We start from the raw sequence: 12,068 nt of genomic DNA on the forward strand, positions 1-12,068 counted from the left end.
GGAGAGCGAGGAGCGCTACCGGCGGCTCTTCGAGGACGACCTCACCGGGGACTTCCTCACCGGCGCGGATGGCCGGATACTCGCCTGCAACCCGGCGTTCGTCAGAATGTTCGAGTTTGCCTCCATAGAAGACGCACTGGAAACTGATATCCGGGACCTCTACGAAGACCCCGGGGACCGGGACCGGCTCCTCGCACGCCTCCAGAGGGAGGGGAAGATCGAGAACGAGGGCCGGACCCGCAAGCGCCGGGACGGCACCCGTATCCATGTCGTGGAGAACATGGTCGGGCGCTTTGGTCCTGACGGCGAACTGATCGAGACCCAGGGTTACGTCTACGACGACTCGGAGCGTAAACGGGCGGAGGAGGCTCTCCGGGAGAGTGAGGAGCGTTTCCGGGCGGTTCTCGAAAACTCGCTCGACGCGGCCTACCGGCGCAGCCTGCAGGCCGACCGCTACGACTACATGAGCCCGGTCGTCGAGGAGATCCTCGGCTTCACCCCGGAGGAGATGGCTGCGATGAGCCTTGAGGAGGTCATGGGCCGCGTCCATCCCGACGACCGTCCGCCGGTTGAAGCGGAGCTGACCTCTGCCGCCGCCTCGGGCAGGGGGCTCCTCATGTACCGGTTCCGGGCGAAAGACGGCCGGTATCGCTGGCTCGAAGACCATTTCACCGTGATCCGCGATTCGAGCGGCCGACCGCTCTACCGGGGCGGGATCGTCCGCGACGTCACCGAGCGGAGGCGGGCTGAGGAAGAAATCAAGCGCCACGCGGCCGAGCTCGCCCGGATCCACCGGGACCTCGAGTCCGCCCACCGGGAGGCGAACCTCTACCTGGATATCCTGACCCACGACATCGGGAACACCGAGAACGTCTCGAATCTCTATGCCGAACTGCTCATCGACTCCGTGAAGGGGGAGGCGGCCTGTTACACGGCGAGCCTGAAGCGGAGCATAGCAAAGAGCATCGAGATCCTCGGGACCGTCTCGAAGATCCGGCGGATTCACGCCGGGCCGCCTCTCCTCCGGCCGACGGATCTCGACGCGGTCATCAGGGCGGAGACCGGCCACTTCCCGAACATCTCCATCTCCTACGAGGGTGTTCCCCGGCAGGTCCTTGCCGACGACCTCCTTCCCGAGGTCTTCACGAACCTGATCAGCAACGCCGTAAAGCACGGCGGATCCGGCGTCGCCGTAGCCGTCAGGACGGAAGAAGAGGACGGTTTCGTCCGGGTGACGGTCGCGGATACCGGCCGGGGCGTCCCGGACGATCAGAAAGAGGAGATATTCCATCGCTACGAGAAGAAGCAGCGGGGCGTGGGCGAGGGGCTCGGGCTGTATCTCGTGCAGATCCTCATCGACCGCTACGGCGGCCGGATCTGGGTCGAAGACCGGGTATCGGGCCGTTCCGAGGAGGGGGCGGCGTTTGTGTTCACGCTCCGGCAAGCGGACGGCGACGGTGCGAAGGGTGCCGTGCCGGGGCGGTAGCGGAGAGGAGAAAGAGCGGGTGCGTGAGGGGAGCGGTTCGTTTCCTCCCGGGATGCCTGTCTGTTTTATTCGGACAGCTGCCGCCCGACAGCGTTTCAGGTTGTTAGCGAGGCGAGCACTCAATACAGAACGCATATCATCCTCTCCCTGCGAACAATGATACTGATGAGCCAGGGGGAGCGGGAGCACCGCCGGATCGGGATCTCGGTCCGGACCAAGATCCTCCTTGTATTCCTGGCTCTCTCCACGGCAGCCCTTCTCCTCGCCGGAACTCTTGCCCTCGTGCAGGTGGACGACGTCGGCCGGTATGCGCTTGAACGGAGCACCGATCTCGGGAATCGCGCGATGAACGACAGTACCGCTGCACTTGAGCGCAACGCCGAGGAGTCGCTTCTGCGGCTTGCGCAGGATCAGGCCTACATCAGCAACACTGCCTTCGAAGAGGTGAGCGGGGACCTCGAGGTCATGGCACGCTACGCCGCAACCATCATGGAGACCCCCTCCATGGCCCGGCCGCGGCATTTCTACCCTCAGGACGAAGAGCCTGAGGATCGGCGTGCAGCCTCCGTTCTCTTCCTCGCGGCCGGAGTCGAGGGCGACCTCCTCGAGGAGGAGCGGAACGCCGCGGGAATGATGGAAGACCTCTTTATCCCCATCTCCGCGACGAACCGGCACCTGGCGAACGTCTACGTAGGGACCGGCTCCGGGATGGCGATGATCTACCCCTGGACGACCGGCCTCGATACCGGTTTCGATCCCCGGCTCAGGAGCTGGTTTTCGCAGGCGGCCGGGACGGGAGGAACGGTCTGGTCCGAGCCGTACGTCGACCTTCTCGGGCACGGCCTGATGGTGACCTGCTCGCGGCCGGTCTACGATGCCGGGAGGGGCTGGCTCTGGGTGGTCGGTGCGGACGTCACGATCGAGACGATCAACCAGCAGATCATCGGCACCCAGGTTGGCGACCGGGGCTATGCCATGCTGATCGACCGGCACGGGAACGTCGTCAGCCGGCCCGGCCTAACCTCGGGGGATATGCGGTGGGACGAGTCGTTCGTCACCGAGAACCTCCTCGCGAGCGAGAACCCCGACCTGGTCGCGGTTGCCGGGAAGATGGTCGCGGGGGAGACGGGGGTCGCCCGGGTCGGGTTCGACGACGGCGAACGGTTCGTCGCGTATGCTCCCGTCCGGAGCGTGAACTGGAGCGTCGGGGTGGTGATGCCGGTCGACGAGGTGCTCGCGCCGATCCGGACGACCCGGGAGAGTATCCTCTCGGCATCGGAGGATACCGCGATGCACATCAGCAGCCAGCAGGATCGGATGAAGACGGTCTTTACCGGGGCGTTTCTCGCCCTGCTCGTTGTCGTCGCCCTCCTGACCCTCGCCGTCACCCGGCACATCACCCGGCCTATTGAGGAGTTGCAGAAGGGTTCCGAGGCCATAGGGAGAGGCGATCTCACATGCCGGGTGAACGTGGAGACCGGGGACGAGTTCGAGGACCTTGCCCGTTCCTTCAACCGGATGGCAACCGAGCTCCGGGGGCATATCGAGGATCTCCGGCGGACGACTGCGGAGAAGGAGCGGATAGCAAAGGAGCTCGAGATAGCAAAGGAGATCCAGCAGAGCATTCTGCCCGAGTCCGCGCCGGTGCTTCCCGGGTTCGACCTCGCGGGCTTCAACCTCTCCGCACAGGAGGTGGGCGGCGACTTCTACGACTACATCCCCGTCGGGGAAGGCTGCTGGGGCGTCGAGATCGCCGACGTATCGGGAAAAGGCGTTCCGGCCGCCCTGTTCATGGCGCTTTCCCGCACCCTCGTCCGGGCGAGCGCTTCGCAGAGCCTGGATCCCGCGGGGTCGATCCTCGAGGCGAACCGCTACATCTGCATGGATTCAAAGACCAGCATGTTCGTCACGCTCTTCTACGGCATCCTGGATACCCGGAAGAGAACGTTCTCCTACGTGAACGCGGGGCACAACCCCCCGCTCCTCTTCAGGGAGGGATCGAGCGAGGCGACCCTTCTCAAGGGCAAAGGCATCGCACTCGGGATCTTCGACGAGATCGAACTGGAACTCGTTGAACTCCAGTTGCACCCGGGCGATACGGTGGTCTTCTACACCGACGGGGTGACCGAGGCCACGAACGAGCGTGACGAGGAGTACGGCATGGAGCGGCTTGCAGCGCTCATCTCAGGGCTGCTGGACCGCGGGGCACGGGAGATCATCGACGCAATCGTTGAGGATGTCACCGCCCATGCCGGGAACCAGCCGCAGTTCGACGATATCACCCTGGTGGTGCTGAAGGTCGGGTGACGGGGGCCTGGCGTTCCCCGTCCTGCTCCTGGAGGCGGATGCCGGGGCGGGAGAAGAAGGGAGAGGGGGTGCGTGAGGGGCATCGAACCTACCATAGAGTCGAAACCACAATAGATGGGCATATCTCCCTGTACGATATAGACTTGAAGTAAGGTGAGATTGTGAGACTGCTTCTGAAACTCAGGGCGGAAGCCGACCAGAAAGATATCTCCCTCGACTACAACAAACTGCAAGGGTTCGTCTATCGCCTGCTCCAGGAGAGCGACTACGCGAGCATTCATGACAAAGATGGCTACAAGTATTTCAGTTTCTCAAATATCTTCCCCTTCGGTGATATGGAGGCGGGCGACATTAGGAACTTTATCCTCGCCTCGCCGAACCGGAACGTGATCGAGAAAGTTGCCGGACACTTGGCGACCTGTAAAGATAGCCCGATCCACATCGGTGATTGCTCGTTTTCTTTCTACCGCTTCGATAGCCTTGACCATGCTCTCCCTGCCGCTCCGGTAAGAATAGCCTCCGCAACACCGATTATCATCCGGATCCCCGAGTATAATTATGATCTTTATAACGTGCCGGCCGCTGAACGCAGATCCAGGTATGTTTACTGGCGGCCAGCGATTTCCTTTGACGCTTTTGTCAAGCAACTCGCCGAGAATCTGGTCAAGAAATACAACGAGTATTACGGCACGGAGATAGCCACAGCAAACCTCTTCGAGCAATTTTTCTTCCGGAAACCGGTGCATACCCGGCTAATTGTCGAAGGAAAGAGTTACGGCGTTGCCGCAAGTATGTGGGAGTTCTCCTGGAGTTATATGAGTCCCGTCCAGAAACAGGTTATCAGATTCGGGTTGGACGCGGGCTTTGGGGAACGGAACAGTTTCGGATTTGGGTTTGTGAATGTCGTAAACCCACAGAAGACCGCTCGTTCTGCTACTCCGTAAAGGCTTTCGGATCACGGTGCTCTATCAGCAACCCAAGGTTCCGGTTATATTCGGCGTTCACAAAGAGCATTCCCTCACTCGCAGAGATTCGGCCCTCATCCTTCAGCCTGTGGTACTGTCCCCGGCTGAGTGGGAGCGTGTACTGCATCGCCCCGTAGATGTCCCCTGCCTGGATAATGTCGAGATACTCGGTCCGGAACTTTTCCGGAACCGCCTCTATCGAGTTAAAAAGCCTGTAGAAATCGGACTCGCTCCGGTCTGCGTTTGAAAAAGGGGCGATTTCATCGATGACCCGTGTGAACGTTCTTTGGACGTCATGGAACTGCTTCTTATCCTCCCCAAAGCCGTTCTGGTAGATCCTATCTGTCGCCTCCTGCATCACCCACTCGTGTAGCAAGTCCAGATCTGCGAGTTCGTCAAGCGTACGTGAGACAAGATAGTCATCATAGATGTACGTATCCTGCTCCGATCCCTTGGTAAAGACGTACACCCTGCAGATCCCGTTCTTCCGCTTTCTGTTGACCCGCCCGAACCGCTGAATCAGTGCATCGATGGGGGCCGGCTCACTGTAGCAGACATCATAATCGATATCAAGAGACACCTCTATCGCCTGTGTTCCGACAAGCAGGTCAAGTGAATTCACCTCCTCTTCTATCCGTTCCCTGTCGCCCAAGGTGAACCTCGAGTGCAGCAGCCCTGACCGGGGCTTAATCCCTTTGAGGCTGTCGTAAACCCTCTGGGCCTGCTTCACCGTGTTGCATACGATAAGAACCCTCTCGTTACCCCGAAGCCGGTCCTTGATTTCGCCGATATGGTCGCAGATATCCCCGTCGAGAAGCGTACATGCATGTCGGGTATACCCAGAAAGTTCGTTTTTATCCATCGTCAGAATATTTGGGATATCGAGGGTCTCCGAAAAGAGCTTCTTAATAAACTCCGGCAACGTCGCCGACATAAGGAGGATCTTCGCATCAAGTTCGTTCTTCGCGAATTCGCACATCGACAGGATGAGGCCGACAGTCCTCGCGTCATATGCGTGAATTTCGTCGAGAATGAATGCTCCCTGGTACATCTCCAGAAGACCCATCTCGTAACCCTTGATGGAGAAGAGGTGTTTCAGCGACTGGAACGGCGTCATTATCTTGTAGGGGCTATAGATCTTCTTTGCCACATCGCGTAGCCGTCTGGATTCGCTAGGGTCGTCGTACACCTTTGAGAGGTAGTAAGATGCTTTGCCATGGAGGAGCGAGACGCACCCTTCGTCGCTGTACCAAGGTGCGAGGCGCTTAGCAAGCCGCTGGTGCATGGCGTTGATGCTGGCCGTATACGGGAGCGAGTAGAATATCCTGTTCCCTCCGGCCCGGTTGAGGTTATTCGTCGCCCAGAAGAGTGCCGCTTCTGTCTTTCCTGACCCCGTTGGGGAGATGACGATAGCGTCCCCTTTTGTCTCCCGGCATCTCTCCTGGATGCTGGTGTAGGTTGGAAACGCAAACACCGTATCGAGCGACGGCAAGGGTTTGAGAACCTTCAGGACTCCCCCCGATGCTAGATAGTCACAGGTGTTGATGAACCCCTTTCCAAAGATTCCCACATATTTCAACCTTTGTTTGCACTTTTTGTCTTGGATACATCTAAGGGTCAAACGGAGGATCTGTTCCCATGACTCTTTGGTATACCCGGTGAGATCAATCGGGGCAAGGGCCATGTGGTTCGTGATGCATCGGGCTGCAAGACGGGGATATTCGTTCTGAAACTTGGAGAGTTCTTGCAGGTTCGGTATGACCTCGGCAAGGTGCTCCTGGAACGTCGGCCCGTTGACAGGCTCGTCGTCGGAATCTGTGGTGTATCTGATGAGTTCATTGAGGTCTTTGTGGTGCGTGAGGACGAGTAACTTGATGATATTGATGATCTCAGTATCCGTGGCTGGCAGCGCACCCACAAACGGAACCGAGAGAATCTCGTGCCGGTAGTGCCACTGTTTCCGGCCATTCAGCCGGTCCTGAAATCCGGAAGCGGCCTTTCCGAAGTCATGGAAAAAGAGGGCACTGAAAACAGCCTCATAAAAGTCTGGATACCTGGTTCTTTGGTCGATGTCTGGGTAGCACTCCCGTAGCGATGAGAAGACACTGAGGCAGGCATGGGTGTGCGCCTCAAGCGTCTCCCCGTCACGTTTTGCTTTAATTGGAGAATTCATGGAGATGGACGCCTAGGTTCCTCTCTGGATCCAAGTATCCAAACGAAATCGTCTGCGGCGAATCCACGATGCAATAGGGCATCACCTTCAGCGGTCTTCGTTCGGCCTCATCGGTGAAGTCAGACGGCAGGGAGACTACCTGCCCGGGGATATCGCCGGTGAACGGAACAATCGTGTTCCGAATCTCGACATTTTCTTGTTCGATGAGCGTGACTGTGTCCACCGCCTCCACCCAAGCAAGGTCGGACTGCCGCCCTAGAAGGAGGTTGTAGCGGGGTCGTGTGAGGTAATCCTCAAATGCCATGTCGGTAAGATAGAGGGTCAGCGTGCAGTTGTAGAGGAACTCCCGGTTGACGATATCTGTGCCGCGGAACAAGGTGGGTATGACCTTCGTTTCATTCCCGTAGATACGAATTCGTTCGAGATCGAGACCCGCCCCCTCCGCAACGAAGTCATACCCGATTCGAAGGTCGTGCAGGTGCACTTTCTCCCCCTTTGCAGCCGACAGGAGCCCATAGACCGTTGAGATCGGGGGGACCCGATATGTCGGTTGATATCCAACCATGAACATCGGGTAACGAAAGGATGCGGTCATCGCGCGTATTGTAGCACGGAGAACTTCCATTCTTATGCCCCGAAGAGAGCGTCGTTGCCTGAAATTTCCTGTATAAACCCGTCGATGGCCTTCACCGGTGTCGTCACCGTGAGCGTTACCCTCGCAGGAGCCTTGAATTGCATCAGTTCCTTCTCGTTTTCGCTTCCAAAACCGGGTAGTATCCCGATATAGACTCCAGAGAGCAAGTCATCCTGGTAGTCTTCGAGGACGGCGTTTAACGCATCTAGATTAATGAGGCCCTGTTCGTAGTCTTGGTGGGGGAAGACACCCATGAAGATGTTGTTCCCGCTGTTCAATGCCGCAAGGATGATGACCTTCGGAGTGACCTCGGTGAGGTGCAGAGTGTGCATGGCCCCGCCATTAAGATACTTGAGCGCAGCAAGGGTTTCCGACACTCTCTTCTTCTTCAGGTCTGCTGCTACGGCGTAGTGTTTTGTGCTGTTCTCGACTGCCATTCCCTGGGCTTCACACCGTTTCACCAGGTCTTCAGAGAGATTCTTTGACCCTGGTTTATTAATGCATGTGAATGTGCCGGCAGTATCGAGATCGAGGGCGAAGATCCCTTTCAGAATGTTGCTATAGAACTGGTGGTTATAGAGGACTGGATCCCCCTCGAAGTCACGATTCATCACACCAAAATCCGACGTGACCCGGATTGGGAGCCCTATCAGCGGTGAGCACTTCAGGGGGGATACCCTTGTTACTGTTACGTTCTCAGGTTTCTTTTTCCCCTCGACTTCGACTTTCCGGGCGCTCATGTAGCCGAAGATATCATCATCGTCGTAGATGATTGGGTCGGCCTCGGTTATCGCTTGGTTGCTCCCGACCTTCTCAACAGGCGAGCAGTTCCAGTTGAATTTGTTCTTAAGAACCTGCCTCCACCAGTAGCGTAATGCCTGAGCCGAGACGTAGGGGCGAACGCCCTCCGGCGAGTTGATCGTCTTTGTTGCAACCTCGTTTTCGTTCGCTGCTCTCGGATCGATGCCCCTGTTGTTCAGGGCAGAAAACGGGGCATCTATCAGGTATGCTCCAATAATCGTCTTCATTCTGTAACCTCCTCAGGTTCAACTTCTTTTGCAAGCACATCATGTAACTGTTCATACAACCGTATGACCATCAGGTCACGTACCTCTGTCCAACCCCGGTAGTCCCCGGGTAACAGAACCGCCGTGTAATCGTCGAATGTGGTCAGCGGTTTTTCTTTCCCGAGTTTCTGCCAATCCTTTATAAGCAGTTGCAGCTGGTTCCGGAACGAAGGCAAGTCTCTCGCTGCAGCGATGTCCAGAACTCTATTGAACTTTTTCGACTCACGGATACACAGAGCGATGTTATCGCTCATAACTTTGATCTGGTCAACCCTTTGCTGATTCATATCTCTCACACTCCGCATGTACCACTCAATGACCACCCAAGGCATGGTAGGTATCCTTGCTTTGTCGTCCTTAAAGGCCCACAGAATGCTCTTTCCATCTAAAAGGAATGCATGGATGGCGTTGTATTTCGTCTTCCAAGTCGGAAGTTCCTCGTCGCCTTTCGCCTTAGCGTAGTGCCGGTTGAGGAGTGTAAACCACGCCGACCGGTAGTCGGGACTGTTCATCATGAATGCCACGAACCGGAAGACGCTGCTTGGCAAGGAATAGATCCGTATCCCGGTTGGGTTCTGGTTATAGTTGTCAATGCGGTAGAGCACGACAGACTCGTTCGGTCTGCAGACTCCTTTCATGCAGTATTCCTTGCCAAACTTGTATGCAAGGTGGAACAGGGCGTTCTGAGGCGACTTGAATTTCTCATCGAATAGTCCTGAATTTCGTCCTGATTCGTACTCACCGGACGCCAAGCGTACTCGGATCTTCTTAAACACCTCTGCTCCGAACTCTCGGATGATATTCTGGTTGTTCGAACTGACCAAGCAAGGTTTTCCTCCCGCCTTATACCAGAGTAACGGGGCAAACTGGATGGCCAGTGCACACCGTGCGCAGATGCTGAGGCCGTTCTGAAAAGATGGGAAGAAGTTGGTGAAACTGCCTGACCCAATAAGGGGCACATGGGTTTTGTAGAACGACATAAGTTCGTGGGCCGGAGCGCCGCAATAACAGCAGAATGTGGTGGAACTTGATGTGTTGCTGATGCCGTCGATGAGACCATATAGGAATTTTTTTGAGCGTCCTTGGTGGTCGTATCCCCTGCTGGACTGGATATATGTGCTATTTGGAAATATCGAGTAAAGTTCCTTCTTCCATGCAGGTGTCAGATAGATGTCGATCAAGTTGTCGGCGGCTAACCTGAGATCTTCCTGTGTACACGCGTCGAACGGCTTTTCCGTCATCAATTCAATTGCAAGGATCCCGGTATCGATGAAAGGATCTCCGACAATCTTTCTCGGCTGGGGTTTTGGTTCCGGATCGACCTGTAGTAACATAGGATCACAAAAAAATTTATTTAATGCGTTTCGTATGTGAGAACTGATCGCGAGGTTATTTATAGGTGTCGATAGAGTTCATCACTATGCCGATCTTGGGCGCCCCCCTCTTCACTGGAACCCAGATAAGCTACTCTTTAGTTTGTTCAACGAAACTATGGCTCTTTTCGAACAACGTGACCATGGAGTTCTCCTCAGATCTTGTTGGAATGGGGCGGTTTATTCATGAGACCTCCTATTCCCGGGAGCGGAAGAATGTGATCATTGATCGGATCGGGATCGACTTTGTCAAAAAAGGCGACCGGATCACCATCCACGAAGTGAAGAAATCGAAGAAACTCGATGAGGCCCATCGGTATCAGGTTTACTACTACATCCACTACCTGCAGGCAGTGCTGGGCATCCAGGATGTGGATGGGATGCTGGATTACCCGGAGATGCGGAAACGGGAGCACCTGACGCTGACCGATGACATCCGGGTAGATCTAGAGCGGATCCTCCGCAATATCGCGGAGACCATCAGGCTGCCGCGTCCCCCGCCGCCGGTGAAGAAAACGTACTGCAAAAAGTGTGCATACTTTGAGTTCTGTTGGGTGTGAGTAATGAAACAAAACTTCTACATTCTCAAGAACGGGAAGATTATCCGGAAGCAGAATACTGTCTATTTTGTCGGTCAGAAGGACGAGCCGGCACGGGAGACGCCGGTGGATGGCGAGGATCCTGAGTTTATCCTGGAGATGGACGGTGAGGAGTCATCGGTCGACTTACCGGATATCTCGAACAAGCCGGAGTACGCGAAGCGGGCCCTGCCGGTGGAGCAGATCGGCGCGATATTTGCCTATGGACGGATTTCGATTACATCTGGGGTGGTCTCATTCCTCGCAAAGTATAGCATTCCTATCCATTTCTTCGGCTACCATGGCCACTATGAGAGCACCCTGCTCCCACGGGAGGCTTTACTCTCGGGTGAGATGCATGTGCGGCAGGCGGCGCACTACAGCAACCCGGAGAAACGAATGGCGATTGCGAGGGCGTTTGTCTCCGGTGCGGCACAGAACATCCTCAAAAACCTTGGGTACTATCAGGATCGGGGGTTGAGCGGAGAGATTGCATCGATCCAGAAAGCTCTTGGGGAGATTGATTCGTGCAGGAAGGTCACTGAACTCATGGCGGTGGAGGGGGGCATCCGGAACACCTATTATGCTACGTTCGATCGCATCCTCAGCGGAGACTTTTCTTTCGGAGAACGGACCCGGAGGCCGCCGCGGAACCCGGTGAACGCCATGGTCAGTTTCGGAAACTCGCTGATGTACGGGGTCATGATCAACGCAATCTACCACACGCAACTTGACCAGACAATCTCGTTCCTGCACGAACCTTCGGAGAGGCGGTTCTCGCTGGCGCTTGATGTTGCCGAGATTTTCAAGCCGTTCTTGGTCGACCGGACTATCTTCAAGCTCGTAAACAAGGGCATGATCTCGCCGGATGATTTCGAGACCGATCTCAATTCATGCCTGCTCAATGATAACGGACGCAGGCTGTTTTTGGCTGAGTTTAATGCCCGGATGGATACGACCATCAGGCACCGCACCCTAAAGCGGAATGTTTCGTATGGACGGCTTCCCTATCTAGAGTGTCTCAAACTCTGCAAGCACCTGATGGGCATGGCACGGTATGAGCCGTTCACGATCTGGTGGTAGGATGTTTGTCATAATCGTTTACGATGTCTCCGTGGACCGGGTTTCAAAGGTCTGTAACTACCTCCGCCGGTATCTCAACTGGGTTCAGAATTCGGTGTTTGAGGGCAACATTACTGAAAAGCAATGGGTGGAGATTCAGCACGGGTTAAAGAGGCTGACCAAAGATGCTGAAGATTCGGTGCGTCTTTACTCATTCCGGACGGAAGATGCTATGACCGTGAGCACGATCGGTCGAGAGAAAGGAGATACCTGTACGATTATCTGATCTCTTTTTGGCCCGTCGTGGATCCTTATAAACCGGATACGTTATCAAGGGTCCACGACAGAGAGGTATGTATGGTGCTCTCAGGTTATTCCACTGCCCAAAAGAGGCAAAAATGGGCGCTGTTTGAATTGGACTAA

The 12,068-nt window shown here is 56.0% G+C and carries 10 protein-coding genes; 6 read left to right on the plus strand and 4 right to left on the minus strand.

All coding sequences use genetic code 11. From position 1 onward, the window contains the following. From BRA62_RS04340 to cas6, 3 genes are all read left to right on the plus strand, one after another. Nucleotides 1-1,486 (plus strand): PAS domain S-box protein (locus BRA62_RS04340; protein WP_292365089.1); only part of this gene is annotated, 1,486 nt, incomplete at its 5' end. A gap of 165 nt (nucleotides 1,487-1,651) precedes the next feature. Next, nucleotides 1,652-3,793, plus strand: a complete 2,142-nt coding sequence (locus BRA62_RS04345; protein WP_292365090.1) for a SpoIIE family protein phosphatase — start codon at nucleotides 1,652-1,654, stop codon at nucleotides 3,791-3,793. Nucleotides 3,794-3,954: 161 nt separating this feature from the next. After that, the gene (gene cas6, locus BRA62_RS04350; protein WP_292365091.1) at nucleotides 3,955-4,737 is read left to right on the plus strand and encodes a CRISPR-associated endoribonuclease Cas6; all 783 of its coding nucleotides are present in this window, start codon (nucleotides 3,955-3,957) and stop codon (nucleotides 4,735-4,737) included. Here cas6 and cas3 read toward each other — a convergent pair. From cas3 to cas8a1, 4 genes are read right to left on the minus strand one after another with little or no spacing between them, the layout of a single operon-like run. After that, a complete protein-coding gene (cas3, locus tag BRA62_RS04355) occupies nucleotides 4,727-6,931 on the minus strand; it encodes a CRISPR-associated helicase Cas3' (RefSeq protein ID WP_292365093.1) in 2,205 nt (734 codons plus the stop codon). The two genes, cas6 and cas3, sit on opposite strands and share 11 nt — an antisense overlap. Further along, a complete protein-coding gene (gene cas5b / locus BRA62_RS04360; RefSeq protein ID WP_292365094.1) occupies nucleotides 6,915-7,556 on the minus strand; it encodes a type I-B CRISPR-associated protein Cas5b in 642 nt (213 codons plus the stop codon). The genes cas3 and cas5b overlap by 17 nt, the downstream gene beginning before the upstream one ends. Nucleotides 7,557-7,558: 2 nt before the next feature. Further along, nucleotides 7,559-8,593, minus strand: a complete 1,035-nt coding sequence (gene cas7i / locus BRA62_RS04365; protein ID WP_292365095.1) for a type I-B CRISPR-associated protein Cas7/Cst2/DevR — start codon at nucleotides 8,591-8,593, stop codon at nucleotides 7,559-7,561. Next, the gene (gene cas8a1 / locus BRA62_RS04370; RefSeq protein ID WP_292365097.1) at nucleotides 8,590-9,966 is read right to left on the minus strand and encodes a type I-B CRISPR-associated protein Cas8b1/Cst1; all 1,377 of its coding nucleotides are present in this window, start codon (nucleotides 9,964-9,966) and stop codon (nucleotides 8,590-8,592) included. The genes cas7i and cas8a1 overlap by 4 nt, the downstream gene beginning before the upstream one ends. Nucleotides 9,967-10,031: 65 nt before the next feature. Here cas8a1 and cas4 point away from each other — a divergent pair, with 65 nt between their 5' ends. From cas4 to cas2, 3 genes are read left to right on the plus strand one after another with little or no spacing between them, the layout of a single operon-like run. Then, nucleotides 10,032-10,565, plus strand: coding sequence for a CRISPR-associated protein Cas4 (gene cas4 / locus BRA62_RS04375; protein WP_292365098.1), 534 nt, complete (start codon nucleotides 10,032-10,034; stop codon nucleotides 10,563-10,565). 3 nt (nucleotides 10,566-10,568) lie between these two features. Then, nucleotides 10,569-11,666: a type I-B CRISPR-associated endonuclease Cas1b gene (gene cas1b / locus BRA62_RS04380; RefSeq protein WP_292365100.1), complete on the plus strand. Its 1,098-nt coding sequence runs from the start codon at nucleotides 10,569-10,571 to the stop codon at nucleotides 11,664-11,666. Nucleotide 11,667: 1 nt separating this feature from the next. Continuing rightward, nucleotides 11,668-11,931 (plus strand): CRISPR-associated endonuclease Cas2, encoded by a 264-nt coding sequence (cas2, locus tag BRA62_RS04385; RefSeq protein WP_292365101.1) that lies wholly within the window; start codon nucleotides 11,668-11,670, stop codon nucleotides 11,929-11,931. Nucleotides 11,932-12,068: the final 137 nt, after the last annotated feature.

It is taken from the genome of Methanoculleus sp. UBA208 (assembly GCF_002498065.1).
Lineage (GTDB): Archaea > Halobacteriota > Methanomicrobia > Methanomicrobiales > Methanoculleaceae > Methanoculleus.